Here is a 17,777-nt window from a genome sequence, read left to right as displayed (position 1 = left end):
GACGGATGCGGGCAGGAATTTCGCGATGCTACCGCTGGTTGCCCTGGTCGGACGGCCGAATGTCGGCAAGTCCACACTCTTCAATGCGCTGACGCGCAGTCGCGACGCCCTGGTCCACGACCAGCCCGGCGTCACCCGCGACCGCCACTACGGCGTGTGCCGGCTGGATCCGGAGCGGCCGTTCCTGCTGGTGGACACCGGCGGCATCGCCGGCGAGGAGGAAGGCCTGGCCGGCGCCACCGCGCGCCAGGCGCGCGCCGCCGCCGCCGAGGCCGACCTGATCCTGTTCGTGGTCGACGGCCGCGACGGCGCCTCGGCCCTGGACGACGAGATCCTGGCCTGGCTGCGCAAGCTGGCGCGGCCGACCCTGCTGGTGATCAACAAGATCGACGGCACCTTCGAGGAGGCGGTGCGCGCCGAGTTCGCGCGCTACGGCTTCGCCGACATGCTGGCCGTCTCCGCCGCCCACCGCCAGGGCCTGGACGACCTGCATGCCGAGGTCCTGGAGCGGCTGCCGGAAGAGGGCAGCGCCGAGGCGCTGGACAACGATCCCAACCGCCTGCGCATCGCCTTCGTCGGCCGTCCCAACGTGGGCAAGTCGACCCTGGTGAACCGCCTGCTGGGCGAGGAGCGGATGATCGCCTCCGAGGTCCCCGGCACCACCCGCGATTCGATCGCGGTGGACCTGGAGCGCGACGGCCGCCTGTACCGCCTGATCGACACCGCCGGCATCCGCCGCCGCGGCCGCATCGAGGAGGCGGTCGAGAAGTTCAGCGTGGTCAAGACCCTGCAGTCGATCGAGCACTGCCAGGTGGCGGTGCTGATGCTCGACGCCACCGAGGGCGTGACCGACCAGGACGCCACCGTGCTGGGCGCCGTGCTCGACGCCGGCCGTGCCTTGGTGGTCGCGGTGAACAAGTGGGACGGCCTGAGCACCTACCAGCGCGAGCAGGCCGAGGCGATGCTGGAGCGCAAGCTCGGCTTCGTGCCCTGGGCCGAGGTGGTGCGCATCTCCGCGCTGCACGGCTCGGGCCTGCGCGAGCTGTTCCGCGCCATCCACCGCGCGCACGCCTCCGCCACCCGCACCTTCAGCACCAGCGAGGTCAACAAGGCGCTGGAGATCGCGGCGGAGACCAACCCGCCGCCAAGCATCCGCGGCCACGTCTCCAAGCTGCGCTACGTGCACCCGGGCGGCGAGAACCCGCCGACCTTCGTGATCCACGGCACCCGCCTGAAGGTGCTGCCGGATTCGTACAAGCGCTACCTGGAGAACTTCTTCCGCAAGCGCTTCAAGCTGGTGGGCACCCCGGTGCGGATGCTGTTCCGCGAGGGCGCCAACCCGTACGAAGGCAAGAAGAACGAACTGACCGAGCGCCAGGTCGCGCGCAAGCGCCGGCTGATGCGCCACGTCAAGCGCGGCAAGTGAGCGCGATCCCGGCCGCCGCGGAGATCACCCTGGGCCTGCTGGCCGGTGGTCGCGGCAGCCGGCTCGGCGGCGTCGACAAGGCCTGGATCGAGCGTGATGGCCAGCCGCAGGTGCTGCGGCTGGCGCGCCGGTTCCCGGGCGAGGTCGGCGCGGTGCTGGTATGCGCCAACCGCGAGCTGGCGCGCTACGCCGATGCAGGCCTCCAGGCCGTGCCCGACCGCCTGCCACCGGACAGCGGTCCGCTGGCCGGGATCGAGGCCCTGGCCGCGGCCTGCCGCACGCCCTGGCTGCTGACCTTGCCGGTGGACCTGTTCGACACCAACGACTGCCTGGTGCGCACCCTGGTCTCCTGCCGCGATGCCGACGGCGCCGTGGCCGAGGATGCCGACGGCCTGCAGCCGCTGGTGGCGCTGTACCGCGTCGAGGCGCTGCGCGCGGCTTTGCCGGCCGCGCTGGCCGCCGGCGAGCTGGCGCCGCGCCGCCTGCAGCAGCGGCTGCGCATGGCCCGGGTGGCCTTTGCCGGCGTACGCTTCGGCAACCTCAACACCCCCGCAGACCTGGCCGCGGTGCGCATCGTGCTGCCGCCGCGCTGAGGCGCCGCCCACCACCGCACGGGAGCCGCGATGACCGACTTTCCCAGCCGCATCACCGTCCGCCAGGCGCTGGACCTGCTGCACGAGGCGGCCGCCGGCCGCGGCCGCGCCAGCGAGCAGGTGCCGACCCGCCGCGCCGACGGCCGCGTGCTCGGCGCCGACGTGGTTGCGCCGATCGCGCTGCCGGCGTTCGACAACAGCGCGATGGACGGCTTCGCCGTGCGCCATGCCGACCTGTCCGCCGATGCGCCGGTCACGCTGGAGCTGGCCGGCGAGCAGTTCGCCGGTCCGGACCTTGGCCTGTGCGTGGGCCCCCGCCAGTGCGTGCGCATCACCACCGGCGCGCCGCTGCCGGCCGGCGCCGACACCATCGTCATCCGCGAGGATGTGGTCGAGCAGGACGGCCGCGTGCAGGTGCCGGCCGCCATCCGCGCCGGCGCCCACGTGCGCAGGCAGGGCGAGGACGTGGTGGCCGGCGAGGTGGTGCTGCGCGCCGGGCAGGTGCTGACCCCGGCGCGGATCGGGCTTGCCGCGGCCCTGGGCATCGACCGCCTGGAGGTGGTCGTGCGGCCCACCGTCGCCGTGTTCGCCAGCGGTGACGAGCTGGCCGAGCCGGGCCTGCCGCTGCGCCCGGGCCAGGTCTACAACAGCAACCGCGAGCAGCTGATGGCGCAGCTGCGCGCCGCCGGCCTGGAGCCGGTGGCCTGGCCGACATTGCCCGACGATCCGGTGCTGATCGCCGCGGTGCTGGACGACGCTGTGGAGAACTTCGACCTGGTGCTGACCTGCGGCGCGGTGTCGGCGGGGGAGAAGGACCACCTGCCGCGCTGGCTGCAGTCCCGCGGCCGGATCCATTTCTGGAAGGTGCGCATGCGCCCGGGCATGCCGCTGCTGTTCGGCGAGGCCGGGCGGGCGCTGGTGCTCGGCCTGCCGGGCAATCCGGTGTCGGTGCTGGCAACCTTCCATGTGTTCGGGCGGGCACTGGTCGATGCGCTGCAGGGCCGCGAGCCGCGCCCGCGCTGGCGCGCGCGCCTGGCCGCGCCCTGGCACAAGCGCCACGAGCGCTTCGAGTTCCTGCGCGGGCGCCTGTTCCAGGAGGACGACGCCACCCTGTACGTGCACCCCGAGCCCGCCGACGGCTCGCACCGGCTGCGCGCCGCCGCGGCCAGCGACGCGCTGATCGTGCTGGAGGAGGGCGCGCGCGCGTACGCCGCCGGCGACCTGGTCGAAGTGCTGCCGCTGTAGCCGGGCACGGCGACGCAGCGTTGCGCGGCCGCGGCCCAATGCGCGCTTCCGCCGCCGGGCCATTGGCGTCGATAATCCGGCGCATGGACAGCGTAACGGTGACGCCGCGGCAGGCCCGCGAACGCCAGCGGCAGGGCGTGCTGCTGATCGACATCCGCGAGCCGCACGAACGCGTCTCCGGCCAGGCCGAGGGCGCGCTCGGCGTGCGCCGCGCCGAGCTGGAGGCCGATCCGGCCCGCCACCTGCCGGACCCGCAGGCCGAGGTACTGCTGATCTGCCAGGTCGGCAAGCGCTCCCGCGCCGCGGCCGAGGCCCTGCGCGGCGCCGGCTTCGCCCGCGTTTACTCGGTCGATGGCGGCACCAATGCCTGGGCCGGCGAAGGGCTGCCCCTGGTGCGGCCGCAGCTTGAGCCGGCCGAGGCTGATTTCCTGGAGCGTTATTCGCGCCACCTGCGCCTGGCCGAGGTCGGGATCGAAGGCCAGCGGCGCCTGGCCGCGGCCCGCGTGCTGGTGGTCGGCGCCGGCGGGCTGGGTTCGCCGGCGGCGTTCTACCTGGCCGCGGCGGGCGTGGGCCACCTGCGCCTGGTGGACGACGACATCGTCGACCGCAGCAACCTGCAGCGGCAGATCCTGCATACCGAGGCCTCGCTCGGCACGCCCAAGGTCGAATCGGCGCGGCAGCGGCTGCAGGCGCTCAATCCCTCGATCCGGATCGAGCCGGTGCAGGCGCGGGTCACCTCGGACAACGTCGAGGCACTGCTGGACGGCATCGACGTGGTGGTCGACGGTTCGGACAACTTCCCGCTGCGCTACCTGCTCAACGACGCCTGCGTGAAGCTGGGCAAGCCGCTGGTGTACGGGGCGGTGCAACGCTTCGAAGGCCAGGCGAGCGTGTTCGATGCTGGCCGCCACCGCGGCGCGAAGCCGTGCTACCGCTGCCTGTTTCCGGAGCCGCCGCCGCCGGAGTTCGCGCCCAACTGCGCCGAGGCCGGGGTGCTGGGCGTGCTGCCGGGCATCGTCGGCCTGCTCCAGGCCAACGAGGCGATCAAGCTGCTGCTGGGCATCGGCGAGCCGCTGGCCGGGCGCCTGCTGCAGTTCGATGCGCTGGCCATGCGCTTCCGCGAACTGAAGTTGCCGCCGGACCCGGACTGCCCGGTGTGCGCCGAAGGGCGGCCGTTCCCGGGCTACATCGATTACGCGGCGTTTTGCGCCACGACCTGAAGCGTCGGACGGCGCGGGTCGGCACCCATGCGGGCCGCGGCCCGCGGAGGAGGACATCCATGGCGGTCGAAGCTGCCGGCGGGGAACAGCTGGTCAAGGTCGTCGCCCTGCTCGGGGCGGCGGTGGTCATGGTGCCGCTGTTCCGGCGCCTGGGCCTGGGCTCGGTGCTGGGCTACCTGAGCGCCGGCCTGCTGATCGGCCCGTTCGGGCTGGGCTGGTTCTCCGACCCGCAGGCGATCCTGCACGTGGCCGAACTGGGCGTGGTGATGTTCCTGTTCCTGATCGGCCTGGAAATGCGCCCGGCCCACCTGTGGAGCCTGCGCCGGCAGATCTTCGGCCTGGGCACGTTGCAGATCGGCCTGTGCACCGTGGTCCTGACCGGGGTGGCGTGGCTGTGCGGCCTGCGCATGCCGGCGGCCTTCATCGGTGCGGCCGGCTTCGTCCTGACCTCGACCGCGGTGGTGATGCAGCTGCTGGGCGAGCGCGGCGACATCGCCCTGCCGCGCGGGCAGAAGATCGTCTCCATCCTGCTGTTCGAGGACCTGCTGATCGTGCCGCTGCTGGCGCTGGTGGCGTTCATGTCGCCGCTGCCGGCCGCGGCGGGCGAGGGCAGCCGCTGGATGGCGGTGCTGGTCGGCGTCGGCGCCCTGGCCGGGCTGGTGGCGGCCGGCCTGTGGCTGCTCAATCCGCTGTTCCGGCTGCTGGCGCGGGTGCAGGCGCGCGAGGTGATGACCGCCGCGGCGCTGCTGGTGGTGCTGGGCGCGGCGCTGCTGATGGAGGTCGGCGGGCTGTCGGCGGCGATGGGCGCGTTCCTGGCCGGCGTGCTGCTGTCCGGCTCGACCTTCCGCCACCAGCTGGAGGCGGACATCGAGCCGTTCCGCGGCCTGCTGCTGGGCCTGTTCTTCCTCGGCGTGGGCATGGCCCTGGACCTGGCGGTGGTGGCGGCCAACTGGCCGCTGATCCTGTCCGGGCTGGTGGCGATGATGGTGGCCAAGGCCGCCTGCATCTACGTGGTGGCGCGGCTGACCCGCACCTGCCACCGCGATGCACTCGACCGCGCGGTGCTGATGGCCCAGGGCGGCGAGTTCGCCTTCGTGCTGTTCTCGGCGGCGCAGGCGGCGCGGGTGATCGACGGCACCGCCAACGCCAACCTGACCGCGATCGTGGTGCTGTCGATGACGCTGACCCCGCTGGCGGTGCTGGCCGTGCGGCGCCTGGCCGGCGACGGCACTGCGCCGTCGATGGACGGCATCGAGGAAGCGGACGGGCAGGCCGGCAGCGTACTGATCGTCGGTTTCGGCCGCTTCGGCCAGGTGATGAGCCAGGCGCTGCTGGCGCGCGACGTGGACGTGACCATCATCGATACCGACATCGGGATGATCCGCAGCGCCGCCGAGTTCGGCTTCAAGGTCTACTACGGCGACGGCACCCGCGCCGACGTGATGCGCGCCTCCGGCGCGGCCAGCGCGCGGGTGATCGCGGTGTGCGTGGACGACCGCCGGGCCGCCACCCGCATCGCCCGGCTGTGCCGCGAGGAGTTCCCGCAGGCCCGGGTGCTGGTGCGCGCGTACGACCGCGAGCACGCGCTGGAGCTGGCGGCGCTGGACGTGCACTTCCAGGTCCGCGAGACCTTCGAGTCGGCGGTGCGCTTCGGCCAGGCCGCGCTGGAGGCGCTGGGCACCGAGCCGCAGCTGGCGGCGCGCATCGCCAGGGAGATGCGGCGCCTGGACGCCGAGCGCTTCGCCCTGGAGCTGGCCGCCGGCGACGTGCGCGCCGGGCGGCCGCTGATCATCGGCCATACCCCGCCGGCCACCCCCACCCCGTTCACTCCCCCGAAGCGGGTGTCGCGCCGCCTGGACGAGGCAGGCGGGGACGGGGCAGGGGAGACGCCGGCCGGCTGAGCCGGCGCCTCAGCCGTGGCGCTTGCGCGCGGCCTCGAACGCGGCCAGCTGCTCCGGCGTGGCCTCGCGCTGGTGGCGGGCCTTCCACTCGGCGAAGGGCATGCCGTAGATGGCCTCGCGGGCCTGTTCCCTGTCCATTTCCAGCCCGGCCTCGGCCGCGGCCTCGCGGTACCAGTCGGCCAGGCAGTTGCGGCAGAAGCCGGCCAGGATCATCAGGTCGATGTTCTGGACGTCGGTGCGTTCCTGGTTGAGGTGCCGCAGCAGCCGGCGGAACGCGGCCGCCTCCAGTTCCACCTTGTCGACCATGCTCCTACCTCGCGCGTCCGGAATCGGGGAGAATGTGCCGCTCCGCCGCACCGTCCCGCAAGCATCCCGATGACCGCACGCATCCTCGATGGCCGCCGCGTTTCCGAAGACCTGCTCGAAGAACTGAAGACGCGGGTCGACGCGCGCGTCGCACGCGGCCTGCCGCGGCCGGGCCTGGCCGTGGTCCTGGTCGGCGACGACCCGGCCTCGGCCGTGTACGTGCGCAACAAGCGCCGGGCCGCGGAGAAGGTCGGGATCGAGGCCTTCGACTACGACCTGCCGGCCGGCACCAGCGAGGCCGAGCTGCTGGAGCTGATCGACCGGCTCAACGCCGACCCGAAGATCCACGGCATCCTGGTGCAGCTGCCGCTGCCGGGCATCCCCGACGCCAGCCGCCTGATCGAGCGGATCGACCCGCGCAAGGACGTGGACGGCTTCCATCCCTCCAATGTCGGCCACCTGGCCCTGCGCCAGTTCGGCCTGCGCCCGTGCACCCCGCGCGGGATCATGACCCTGCTGGCGCATACCGACCGCCCGGTGCGCGGGCGCAATGCCACGGTCGTCGGCGTGAGCAACCACGTCGGCCGGCCCATGGGCCTGGAGCTGCTGATCGCCGGCTGCACCGTGACCAGCTGCCACAAGTTCACCCCGCCGGAAGTGCTGGAGCAGTCGGTGCGCAATGCCGACATCCTGGTGGTGGCGGTGGGCCGCCCGGGCATCGTCCCCGGCGAGTGGGTCAAGCCTGGCGCAGTGGTGATCGACGTGGGCATCAACCGCCTGGAGGATGGCCGCTTGGTCGGCGACGTCGGCTACGAGGCCGCGGCCGAGCGCGCCAGCTGGATCACCCCGGTGCCAGGCGGCGTCGGCCCGATGACCGTGGCCACCCTGATGCAGAACACCCTGGAAGCGGCCGAGGCCGCCGCTGCCTGATCGCCTGACCGCCTGACCCGCGGCGGCCGCCGCTGTGGCTGCCGCCGCGCGCCCCGGCGTCGCGGTGGCTTCACGACGCCAGCGACACACTGCCGCCCTGTGACCGCGGCGGAGGATCGGGCTTATCGGCGCCATGGACAGACGCTGCTGGCTGGCGGCTCCGATCGTGCCGCCGCTGCTCGCCGGCTGCGCCGGGCCGCAGTCGGCGCTGGACCCGGCTGGCCCCTCCGCGGCGGCAATCGCCGGGATCTGGTGGGGCCTGTTCTGGATGGCGCTGGTGGTGTGGATGCTGGTCACGGCGCTGCTGCTGACCGGCCTGCGCCGCCGTCGCCATCTTTCCGAGGCCGGCGCACGGCGCATGATCGTCGCCGGTGGGCTGGTGCTGCCGACCGGGGTGCTGCTGGGACTGCTGGTGCACGGCACCCTGGCCAGCGACCGCGTCAGCGGGCGCAGCGCCGATGCCTCGCACCTCGTTGCCGTCACCGGGCGGCAGTGGCACTGGGACTTCGTCTACCTGGGCGACGACGGCCGGCCGCTGGCGGCATCCACCGACCTGCTGGCCATGCCGCTGGGGCGGATGGTCGAGTTCCGGATCGAAAGCGCCGACGTGATCCACAGCTTCTGGATCCCGCGCCTGGGCGGCAAGATCGACGCCATCCCCGGGCGCACCAACGTGCTGCGGCTGCGGGCCGACCAGGCCGGGTCCATCCGCGGCCAGTGCGCCGAGTTCTGCGGGCTGGAACATGCGTTCATGGGCTTCGAGGTGCAGGTGCTGGCACCGGCCGAGTACGAGGCCTGGCTGCGCGACAACGCCGTGGCGCAGGCAGGGGAGGGCAGCCCATGAGCGAAGCGCGCATGGACATCTTGCCGCCCGGAGAGAACAGCCGCCGCCTGGCGGCGCTGGCGCGGATCTGGAACAACGCCCCGGGCTGGCGCGGCCAGCTGACCGCGGTCAACCACGGCACCGTGGGCCTGCGCTTCATCGCCACCGGCTTCGCCTTCCTGCTGGCCGGCGGCGCGCTGGCCATGTTCATCCGCCTGCAGCTGGCCTGGCCGGGCAACCAGGTGCTGGATCCGGAACGCTACGCCCAGTTCGTGACCCTGCACGGGACCACGATGATGTTCCTGTTCGCGGTGCCGATCATGGAAGGCTTCGCGATGTACCTGCTACCGAAGATGCTGGGCGCACGCGACCTGCCGTTCCCGCGGCTGGGTGCCTTCGGCTACTGGTGCTACCTGTTCGGCGGCCTCTTCCTGTATTCGGGCCTGTTGTTCGGCGAGGCACCGGACGGCGGCTGGTTCATGTACGTGCCGCTGACCGACGCGACCCATTCGCCGGGACGCGGCGTGGACTTCTGGCTGATCGGCGTGACCTTTGCCGAGATCGCGGCGGTGACGGCGGCGGTGGAGCTGATCGTGGCGATCCTGCTGTGCCGCGCCCCGGGCATGGATATCCGGCGCATGCCGTTGTTCGCCTGGGCGATGCTGGTCACCGCCTTCATGATCGCCTTCGGCTTCCCGCCGCTGATCCTGGGCAGCATCCTGCTGGAGATCCAGCGCGCCTTCGGCTTCGTGTTCTTCGACGTGGCCCGCGGCGGCGACCCCCTGCTGTGGCAGCACCTGTTCTGGCTGTTCGGGCATCCGGAGGTCTACATCATCTTCCTGCCCGCGGCCGGCGTGGTGTCGATGGTGGTGGCGACCTTCGCGCGCAGGCCCATCGCCGGCTACCTGTGGATCGTGCTGGCGCTGGTGACCACCGGCTTCCTCAGTTTCGGACTGTGGGTGCACCACATGTTCGCGGTGGGCATCCCGCTGCTGGCGCTGGCCTTCTTCAGCGCGGCGAGCATGGCCGTGGCCATCCCCACCGGCATCCAGGTGTTCGCCTGGCTGGCCACGCTGTGGGCCGGGCGGCCCTGGCTGCGGGTGCCGATGCTCTACCTGGTCGGCTTCTTCATCACCTTCGTCGGCGGCGGCCTGACCGGGGTGATGGTGGCCCTGGTGCCGTTCGACTGGCAGGTGCACGACACCCACTTCGTGGTCGCGCACCTGCACTACGTGCTGATCGGCGGGCTGATGTTCCCGATGTTCGCCGGGCTCTACTACTGGTTGCCGCTGGCCAGCGGGCGGATGCCCTCGGAAAGCCTCAGCCGCACCGCGTTCTGGATGGTGTTCGTGGGCTTCCACCTGGCTTTCCTGCCCATGCACCTGACCGGCCTGCTGGGCATGACCCGGCGTGCCTACAGCTATCCGGAACAGCTGGGCGTGCACTGGCTCAACCTGCTGTCCACCGCCGCCAGCTTCGTGCTGGCCGCCGGCACGGTCGCCATCCTGATCGACGCGGCGCTGTGCTTCCGCCATGGCCGCCCCGGGCGGCGCAACCCGTGGCGCGCGGGCACCCTGGAATGGGCATTGCCGCATCCGGTACCGGCCTACAACTTCGCCTCGCTGCCGGTGGTGGCCGACCGCTATCCGCTGTGGCAGGACCGCGGGCTGGCCGCGCGCACCGCGGATGCCGCCGGGCTGCTGGGCGATCCGGCATCGGGACGGCGGGAGTCGATGGGGACCTCGATCCTCGGCGGCGTGCCCGAGCAGGTGATCCGCCTTCCCGGCTCGAGCTGGCAGCCGCTGCTGGCCGCGCTGGCGATCGCGGCGCTGCTGGCCTGCTTCATCGCCAGGCTCTACCTGGGCTCGGTGCTGGTGCTGGTGGTCCTGCTGGGCCAGTTCTGCGCGTGGGCCTGGACCACCGGCGACCGCCATGCGCCGGCCAGGGTGCAGGCCGGCCCGCGGCTCGGACTTCCGGTGCAGTACGCCTGCCGCAACGCGCCGGGCTGGTGGGCGCTGGTGGTGTCGCTGTTGATCGACGGCTCGCTGTTCGCCTCCCTGGTCTTCGCCTACTGCTACCTGTGGCTGGGCACCGAGGCCTGGCCGCCGCCGCCGATGCACGCGGGCGCGGACCCCACGGCCTGGGTCGCGCTGGTGCTGCTGGGCGTGTGCTGGATCGCTGCCGCGGCCTCCGCGCGGCTGATGCGCCGCGGGGGCGGGCGCGCCCTGGCCTTGCCGCTGGGCGTGGCCGCGCTGGCCGGGGCCGGCTTCCTGTGGGCGCAGTGGCAGGCGGTGGCGTCGGGAACCGGCGCGCCGGGCGAGCATGCCTATGCCTCGGTGGTCTGGACCCTGGCCGGCTTCCACGCGGTGCATGTCGCGGTGGCGATGCTGGTTGGCCTGTTCGTCGCCGCGCGCGGCCAGCGCGGCTACGTCGGCGCCGAGCGGCCGCTGGAGCAGCGCATCGCCGCGGCGTTGTGGGCCTACGTGGCCGCCCAGGGCGCGATCGCCTGGGGCGTGATCCACCTGTTCCCGGAGTGGGCGTGATGGCCAGGTTCGCCAGTCCCTCGACCCTCGCCGGCATTGCCGCGCCGATGGCGGTGTGGGCAGTGCACTTCGTCGTGCTCTACAGCCTGCAGGGGCTGGCCTGCGGCGAGGGCTGGAGCCAGCGGGGGGCATCCTGGGCCATGCTCGCGCTTACCGTGCCCGCGCTGGCGGCGATCACCTGGCTGGGCCTGCGCGCGCTGCGCGCCGCCAGGGCGGCGGGTGCGGCCGGCCCGGCGGCGCGACGGGCGCGGTTCGCGGCGCAGGCGGCCGCGCTCTGCGCCGTCCTGGCGACGGTGGCGGTGCTGTTCACCGTGGTGCCGGTGCTGTTGCTGCCGGCATGCCGCTGAGGTCGCCATGCGCAGGAGCCTGAAACAGCCCGTCCCCGACAACCGCAGCCACACCGTGGCCAGCCGGGTGGCGATCAAGCAGCACCCGCTGCATCCGATCCTGGTGGTGTATCCGGTGGCGGCGCTGACCCTGCTGCCGCTGGCGGACCTGCTCTACCTGTGGCTGGGCGATCCGTTCTGGGCGCAGGCGGCCTGGTGGCTGAGCGTGCTCGGCCTGGGCGGCGGGGTGTTCGCCGCGCTGTTCGGGATCGCCGACATGTTCCTCATCCGGGTGGTGCGCCGGCATGTCTCGGCCTGGATCCACTTCCTGGCGGGGGTGATGCTGCTGGCCCTGGCGGCCGCCGGGGTAAGCCTGCGCCTGCCGGATCCGGCCGCGGCCATCTGGCCGTGGGGCCTGCTGCTGTCCGGCGCCGGCATGGTGATGGTGGTGATCGTCGGCTGGCTGGGCGGGGCGCTGACCTTCCGCCATGGCATCGGCGTGTACGGCTACAAGGCGGCCGGGGAAGAGGGCGGCGACGACGCGCCGCCGGCGGCATGAGCCTCGGTGGCCGCGAGCGGGGGCGGGGGCAGGTCGCCGAAGGTGTGCGGCTTGGCCCCGGTCAGCGCGGCCAGCGCCAGCAGGAGCAGCAGCGGCAACCAGCCCACGATCCGGTAGAAGCGGGCGCTGTGGCGGTCCTGGCCCTGGCCCAGTGCGTACAGGTGCAGGCCGAAGTAGAGGTGCAGCAGCACCGCGGCCATCACCACCAGCAGCTTGGCCGCCAGCCAGGCCCCGAACGGGACCATGGCGATGAGCACCATGCCCAGGGCGATGGCGACCAGGCCGGCCGGAGTGGCGATGCGGAAGAACAGCAGGTTGGCCACCGGATTGAAGTAGGCCGGGTCGGCATCGCGGCCGCCGCGATGGCGGGCCACGAACAGCCGCGGCAGGAAGAACAGCCCGCAGAACCAGACCAGCACCGCGCCGATGTGCAGCAGCTTGAGCCAGAAGTACACGCGCGCTTCCTCGCCGGCCGGGACCAACGGCAGCCTACGCCGCCGCGCGCGAAGCAGGCGTGGGCGGCGCTCGTCGCCCTGGTGGCGGCGGCATTGCCGCTCCCTGCCGCGGCCCTGGCCGCGCTGTGCCGGGCCCCAGGCGGCCTGGCCGCGCCGTGGGCGCCGCCGGGCGCATGGCTGCTGCCGCCGGCCTTGCTGCTGGTGCTGTACGCGGCCGGCCTGTGGCGGCTGGGACGGCGCGCGCCGGGGCGGGGGATCGCGCCTCCGGAGGCGGCCGGCTTCGTCGCCGGGATCGCCTTGCTGGCCTTCGTCCTCGGCGGTCCGCTCAACGCCTACGCGCGCTGGTCGCTGGGCGCGCACATGGCCCAGCACATGCTGCTGCTGGCGGTGGTGCCGCCGCTGCTGCTGGGCGGACGGCCCTGGGCGGTGATCTCCGGGGCCCTGCCGCGGTCGCTGGCGTGGGTACTGCACCGGTTGCTGCATCCGGCCCTGGCCTGGCTGGCCGCGCGCCTGGGCCCGGCCACGGTCGCGCACGCGGCGGTCATGGTGCTGTGGCACCTGCCAGGCTCCCTGCAGGCCGCGGTGGCCAGCACGCGCCTGCACGAGGCCATGCATGCCAGTTTCCTGCTCGCCGGGCTGTGGTTCTGGGCGGCGTTGTGGCGGCGCATCCGCGACGCCGGCGCCGGTCCGGCACCGGGCGTGGTCGCCAGCGTGGCGCTGATGATGGTGATGGGGTTCCTGGGCGCGCTGCTGACCTTCGCCCCGCGGCCGCTGTACCCCCTGTATGCCTTCCGGGCCCCCGAGGTCGGGCTGGAGCCGCTGGCCGACCAGCAACTGGCCGGGCTGCTGATGTGGGTGCCCAGCTGCCTGCCTTACCTGGCCGGGGCGCTGTGGCTGACCTGGAAGGGGCTGGGGCGCCCGCAGCGGGCGCCGGGCCGGGCAGGGCGCTGAACGGCCCGCCGGCGGGTGCCGGCCGGAATGCTGCGTAGCGCCGTAGGGCCCCGGATCGGGGGTATAATGACGCGCTTCCCCACACCCGGGTATGCCGATGCTGCGCATCAAGGCCGAAGCACTCACCTACGACGACGTCTCGCTCGTCCCCGCCCACTCCACCGTACTGCCGAAGGACGTTTCGCTCGAGACGCGCCTGACCCGCGACCTGCGGGTGAAGCTGCCGATCGTCTCGGCGGCGATGGACACGGTGACCGAAGCGCGCCTGGCGATCGCCATGGCCCAGCTCGGGGGCATCGGCATCATCCACAAGAACCTGACCGTCGAGCAGCAGGCCAACGAGGTCGCCAAGGTCAAGAAGTTCGAGGCCGGCGTCATCAAGGACCCGTTCACCGTCAACCCCGACACCACCATCGGCGAGGTGCTGCAGCTGACCCGCGCGCGCAACATCTCCGGCGTGCCGGTGGTCGACGACAACGGCCAGCTGGTCGGCATCGTCACCAGCCGCGACATGCGCTTCGAGAAGAAGCTGGACGATCCGGTGCGCCACATCATGACCAAGAAGGACCGCCTGGTCACGGTCAAGGAAGGCGCCAGCGACGACGAGATCTTCCAGCTCCTGCACAAGCACCGCATCGAGAAGGTGCTGGTCGTCAACGACGACTTCCAGCTGCGCGGCATGATCACGGTCAAGGACATCCAGAAGAAGACCGACAACCCCAACGCCGCCAAGGACGCGCACAGCCGGCTGATGGTCGGCGCCGCGGTGGGCGTGGGCGGCGACACCGAGCAGCGCGTCGAGGCGCTGGTGGCCGCCGGCGTGGACGTGCTGATCGTGGACACCGCGCACGGCCATTCCCAGGGGGTGCTGGACCGCGTGGCTTGGGTCAAGAAGAACTTCCCGCAGGTGCAGGTGGTCGGCGGCAACATCGTCACCGGCGACGCCGCGCTGGCCCTGTTCGACGCCGGCGCCGACGCGGTCAAGGTCGGCGTGGGCCCGGGCTCGATCTGCACCACGCGCGTGGTCGCGGGCGTGGGCGTGCCGCAGATCACCGCCATCGACCTGGTGGCCGAGGCGCTGCAGGACCGCATCCCGCTGATCGCCGACGGCGGCATCCGCTACTCCGGCGACATCGGCAAGGCGATCGCCGCCGGTGCGTCCACGGTGATGATCGGCGGCCTGTTCGCCGGCACCGAGGAGTCCCCGGGCGAGGTCGAGCTGTTCCAGGGCCGCAGCTACAAGAGCTACCGCGGCATGGGCTCGCTGGGCGCGATGGAGAAGGGCTCCAAGGACCGCTACTTCCAGGACGCCTCCGACGCCGACAAGCTGGTGCCGGAAGGCATCGAGGGCCGCGTGCCGTACCGCGGCCCGCTGAGCGGCATCATCCACCAGCTCGCCGGCGGCCTGCGCGCCACCATGGGCTACGTGGGCTGCGCGACCATCGAGGAGATGCGCAAGAAGCCGCAGTTCGTGGTGATCACCGGCGCCGGCCAGCGCGAGAGCCACGTGCACGACGTCACCATCACCAAGCAGCCGCCGAACTACCAGATCGGTTGAGGCAGGGGCCGGCCGCAGGGCCACCCGGCGCCACCGTCCACTGCACCCGAACCCCTCCATGACCGACATCCATAGCGACAAGATCCTCATCCTCGACTTCGGCGCGCAGTACACCCAGCTGATCGCCCGCCGCATCCGCGAGATCGGCGTCTACTGCGAGATCTGGGCCTGGGACCACGACCCGGCCGAGATCGCGGCCTTCGCGCCGAAGGGGATCATCCTGTCCGGCGGCCCGGAGTCGACCACGGTCGAGGGTTCGCCGCGGGCGCCGCAGGAGGTGTTCGATTCGGGCCTGCCGATCCTGGGCATCTGCTACGGCATGCAGACCATGGCGGTGCAGCTGGGCGGCGCCACCGAGGCCGCCGACCAGCGCGAGTTCGGCCACGCCGAGGTCTCGCTGGTGGCGGCCGACCGCCTGTTCGAGGGGCTGAAGGACCACCCCGGCTCGCCGCCGCGGCTGGACGTGTGGATGAGCCATGGCGACCACGTGTCGGTGGCGCCGCCGGGCTTCACCGTCACCGCCAAAACCGACCGCATCCCGGTCGCCGCCTTCGCCGACGACCGCCGCGGCTGGTACGGCGTGCAGTTCCACCCCGAGGTGACCCACACCAAGCAGGGCACCGCGCTGCTGCGCCGCTTCGTGGTCGACATCTGCGGCTGCCAGACCCTGTGGACCGCCGAGCACATCATCGAGGACCAGATCCGCCGCGTGCGCGAGCTGGTGGGCCAGGACGAGGTGATCCTGGGCCTGTCCGGCGGCGTGGACTCCTCGGTGGTCGCGGCCCTGCTGCACAAGGCCATCGGCGACCAGCTGACCTGCGTGTTCGTCGACACCGGCCTGCTGCGCTGGCAGGAGGGCGACCAGGTGATGGCCACCTTCGCCGAGCACCTGGGCGTGAAGGTGATCCGCGTCGACGCCGCCGACCGCTACTTCAAGGCGCTGGAAGGCGTGGCCGACCCGGAGGCCAAGCGCAAGATCATCGGCAACCTGTTCGTCGAGATCTTCGAGGAAGAGTCCGGCAAGCTGAAGAACGCCAAGTGGCTGGCCCAGGGCACCATCTACCCGGACGTGATCGAGTCGGCCGGCAGCAAGACCGGCAAGGCCCACGTCATCAAGAGCCACCACAACGTCGGCGGCCTGCCCGAGCACATGAAGCTGGGCCTGGTCGAGCCGCTGCGCGAGCTGTTCAAGGACGAGGTGCGCCGCCTGGGCGTGGAACTGGGCCTGCCGCGGGAGATGGTCTACCGCCACCCGTTCCCGGGCCCCGGCCTGGGCGTGCGCATCCTCGGCGAGGTCAAGCCCGAGTACGCCGAACTGCTCGCCCGCGCCGACGCCATCTTCATCGACGAGCTGCGCAAGGCCGGCCTGTACGACAAGACCTCGCAGGCCTTCGCCGTGTTCCTGCCGGTCAAGTCGGTGGGCGTGGTTGGCGACGCCCGCGCCTACGAATGGGTGATCGCCCTGCGCGCGGTGGAGACCATCGACTTCATGACCGCGCACTGGGCGCACCTGCCGTACGAGTTCCTGGGCAAGGTCTCCAACCGCATCATCAACGAACTGCGCGGCGTCTCCCGCGTGGTCTACGACATCTCCGGCAAGCCGCCGGCGACGATCGAGTGGGAGTAGCTCGCGCTACCGGTGCGGTTGCAGCCACGGCCAATCACACCAGATGTGGGAAGCCCGCGTTACTGCGGGCTTTCCTGTTTTGCGGTTCAGCCATCCCCTAAGCGGGGGGTGAGGGTGATCCGGTTGCGCGGCATTGCAGCGCCGATTGTCCGAATGCCCGACACGCTGCGCCGGGCCGGATCTACCGCTCCCTCGCCCGTTACGGGGAAGGGCGAGGGGAGAATGGGAACAACGCCGGCGCGTATGGGTTGGGGGCGGCGGGGATAATCGCGCGGCGGTATGCGGGTGGAACAGGCTGGACTGCATTAAGGTTGTCGGTTGACAACCAATGCGGGTGTCGCCACACTGGGGCCTGCTGATGGCCCGTCCCACACACCCGAAGAAAGAGGTCGAGGCAGCCCTCAGGTATGCAGAAAGCCATGGATGGCGCGTCGAGGTGGGCGGCCATCATGCCTGGGGGCGGATCTATTGCCCGTTCAACGATGCGGAATGCCGCTGTGGCGAGTTCTGCATCGCCAGCGTATGGAGCACGCCGAAAAACCCGGGCAACCACGCGCGGGCCTTGTGCCGTGTCGTGGACAACTGCACCAGGAACCGAGAACGGCATGCAGCCGCGGGCGGCGGGGAGGATTAGAGGATGGAATACACCTTCACCCTGAAATACCAGCTTCTCGATGGTGGCGACCCGACCGGGCTGGTCGAGCGCCTGGGCGAGGCCGGTTGCGAGGATGCTCTGGTCGGCATCGGTCAGCCGGGGCGTCTGGCACTGGAGTTCACCCGCGAGGCCGACAGTGCGGATGAAGCCGTGTGCAGCGCTCTCGCCGACGTGCGCAAGGCAGTACCTTCGGCCAGGCTGATCGAGGTTGCACCGGACCTGGTCGGGCTGACCGATGTGGCCGAGATCGTCGGAGTGACGCGGCAGAACATGCGCAAGCTGATGCTGGCGCATCCGGACAGCTTCCCCCCACCGGTGCATGAAGGCAGCTCCTCGCTCTGGCACCTCGCTGATGTGCTGGATTGGCTGCAGGGCAGGGGATACGAGCTGGCGCGGGACGTGCTGGAGGTCGCGTGCGTGGCCTGGCAGGTCAACGTCATGAAGGAGGGCAGGCGCCTGCCGCGCCCGGTACGCGGCGAAGTGGAAGCACTGGTCGGCTAATCACCAAGGGGCACACCAACGGGGCCAGCCAGCCCTTGAACGCGAGCGTGAGGGTCACGCGCGAGCCATCCCCCTTCGGCCTCGATGCGGTGGCGCGCGATGACCCACAGGTCCGGCTGGCGCGCCTCCGAGGTGAACGCCTTCCCTGAATCGCCCCG

17 protein-coding genes are annotated in these 17,777 nt (G+C 71.9%); 15 read left to right on the top strand and 2 right to left on the bottom strand.

The genetic code is table 11. The features are described 5' to 3' along the window. Nucleotides 1–25: 25 nt before the first annotated feature. The 5 genes from der (at nucleotide 26) to EIM48_RS12680 (ending at nucleotide 6,385) form a co-directional block, all read left to right on the top strand. A complete protein-coding gene (gene der / locus EIM48_RS12700; RefSeq protein ID WP_125109392.1) occupies nucleotides 26–1,426 on the top strand; it encodes a ribosome biogenesis GTPase Der in 1,401 nt (466 codons plus the stop codon). Then, complete coding sequence (locus EIM48_RS12695; protein ID WP_199728428.1) at nucleotides 1,423–2,019, top strand: NTP transferase domain-containing protein; 597 nt, start codon at nucleotides 1,423–1,425, stop codon at nucleotides 2,017–2,019. Before der ends, EIM48_RS12695 begins: the two co-directional genes overlap by 4 nt. Nucleotides 2,020–2,049: 30 nt before the next feature. Beyond that, nucleotides 2,050–3,264, top strand: coding sequence for a gephyrin-like molybdotransferase Glp (glp, locus tag EIM48_RS12690; protein ID WP_019399387.1), 1,215 nt, complete (start codon nucleotides 2,050–2,052; stop codon nucleotides 3,262–3,264). 83 nt (nucleotides 3,265–3,347) lie between these two features. Then, nucleotides 3,348–4,484: a molybdopterin-synthase adenylyltransferase MoeB gene (moeB, locus tag EIM48_RS12685; protein ID WP_019399386.1), complete on the top strand. Its 1,137-nt coding sequence runs from the start codon at nucleotides 3,348–3,350 to the stop codon at nucleotides 4,482–4,484. A 59-nt stretch (nucleotides 4,485–4,543) separates the two neighbouring features. Next, nucleotides 4,544–6,385: a monovalent cation:proton antiporter-2 (CPA2) family protein gene (locus tag EIM48_RS12680; protein WP_125111816.1), complete on the top strand. Its 1,842-nt coding sequence runs from the start codon at nucleotides 4,544–4,546 to the stop codon at nucleotides 6,383–6,385. Between the two features lie 9 nt (nucleotides 6,386–6,394). Here the strand turns inward: EIM48_RS12680 and EIM48_RS12675 are convergent, their stop codons facing one another. Beyond that, a complete protein-coding gene (locus tag EIM48_RS12675; protein ID WP_028914968.1) occupies nucleotides 6,395–6,691 on the bottom strand; it encodes a DUF1244 domain-containing protein in 297 nt (98 codons plus the stop codon). Nucleotides 6,692–6,760: 69 nt separating this feature from the next. Between EIM48_RS12675 and folD the strand changes: the two genes are divergently transcribed. The 5 genes from folD (at nucleotide 6,761) to EIM48_RS12650 (ending at nucleotide 11,872) form a co-directional block, all read left to right on the top strand. Further along, nucleotides 6,761–7,621: a bifunctional methylenetetrahydrofolate dehydrogenase/methenyltetrahydrofolate cyclohydrolase FolD gene (folD, locus tag EIM48_RS12670; RefSeq protein WP_019399383.1), complete on the top strand. Its 861-nt coding sequence runs from the start codon at nucleotides 6,761–6,763 to the stop codon at nucleotides 7,619–7,621. Between the two features lie 133 nt (nucleotides 7,622–7,754). Next, complete coding sequence (locus tag EIM48_RS12665; protein ID WP_125076767.1) at nucleotides 7,755–8,465, top strand: cytochrome C oxidase subunit II; 711 nt, start codon at nucleotides 7,755–7,757, stop codon at nucleotides 8,463–8,465. Next, nucleotides 8,462–10,987, top strand: coding sequence for a cytochrome c oxidase subunit I (gene ctaD, locus EIM48_RS12660; protein WP_125111815.1), 2,526 nt, complete (start codon nucleotides 8,462–8,464; stop codon nucleotides 10,985–10,987). Before EIM48_RS12665 ends, ctaD begins: the two co-directional genes overlap by 4 nt. Continuing rightward, nucleotides 10,987–11,334 carry a hypothetical protein gene (locus tag EIM48_RS12655; protein WP_125111814.1) on the top strand — a complete coding sequence of 116 codons (348 nt, stop codon included), beginning with the start codon at nucleotides 10,987–10,989 and terminating at the stop codon, nucleotides 11,332–11,334. The genes ctaD and EIM48_RS12655 overlap by 1 nt, the downstream gene beginning before the upstream one ends. 7 nt (nucleotides 11,335–11,341) lie before the next feature. Then, the gene (locus EIM48_RS12650) at nucleotides 11,342–11,872 is read left to right on the top strand and encodes a DUF2231 domain-containing protein (protein ID WP_019399201.1); all 531 of its coding nucleotides are present in this window, start codon (nucleotides 11,342–11,344) and stop codon (nucleotides 11,870–11,872) included. Here the strand turns inward: EIM48_RS12650 and EIM48_RS12645 are convergent. Further along, nucleotides 11,821–12,327 (bottom strand): CopD family protein, encoded by a 507-nt coding sequence (locus EIM48_RS12645; RefSeq protein ID WP_125109399.1) that lies wholly within the window; start codon nucleotides 12,325–12,327, stop codon nucleotides 11,821–11,823. The genes EIM48_RS12650 and EIM48_RS12645 overlap by 52 nt on opposite strands. A gap of 93 nt (nucleotides 12,328–12,420) precedes the next feature. Between EIM48_RS12645 and EIM48_RS12640 the strand changes: the two genes are divergently transcribed. The 5 genes from EIM48_RS12640 (at nucleotide 12,421) to EIM48_RS12620 (ending at nucleotide 17,619) form a co-directional block, all read left to right on the top strand. Beyond that, nucleotides 12,421–13,278 (top strand): cytochrome c oxidase assembly protein, encoded by an 858-nt coding sequence (locus EIM48_RS12640; RefSeq protein ID WP_233581692.1) that lies wholly within the window; start codon nucleotides 12,421–12,423, stop codon nucleotides 13,276–13,278. 97 nt (nucleotides 13,279–13,375) lie between these two features. Next, entirely contained in the window at nucleotides 13,376–14,836 is a 1,461-nt protein-coding gene (gene guaB, locus EIM48_RS12635) for an IMP dehydrogenase (protein WP_125111813.1), read from the top strand. A 58-nt stretch (nucleotides 14,837–14,894) separates the two neighbouring features. Then, nucleotides 14,895–16,463 carry a glutamine-hydrolyzing GMP synthase gene (gene guaA, locus EIM48_RS12630; protein WP_125111812.1) on the top strand — a complete coding sequence of 523 codons (1,569 nt, stop codon included), beginning with the start codon at nucleotides 14,895–14,897 and terminating at the stop codon, nucleotides 16,461–16,463. 358 nt (nucleotides 16,464–16,821) lie between these two features. Further along, complete coding sequence (locus EIM48_RS15685; protein ID WP_125109462.1) at nucleotides 16,822–17,097, top strand: hypothetical protein; 276 nt, start codon at nucleotides 16,822–16,824, stop codon at nucleotides 17,095–17,097. A gap of 3 nt (nucleotides 17,098–17,100) precedes the next feature. Further along, nucleotides 17,101–17,619 (top strand): DNA-binding protein, encoded by a 519-nt coding sequence (locus EIM48_RS12620; RefSeq protein WP_125076760.1) that lies wholly within the window; start codon nucleotides 17,101–17,103, stop codon nucleotides 17,617–17,619. Nucleotides 17,620–17,777: the final 158 nt, after the last annotated feature.

The organism is Pseudoxanthomonas sp. SGNA-20 (genome assembly GCF_003931635.1).
Lineage (GTDB): Bacteria > Pseudomonadota > Gammaproteobacteria > Xanthomonadales > Xanthomonadaceae > Pseudoxanthomonas.
Note: the sequence above shows the minus strand (reverse complement) of the source record. Positions and strands in the feature narration are given on the sequence as shown.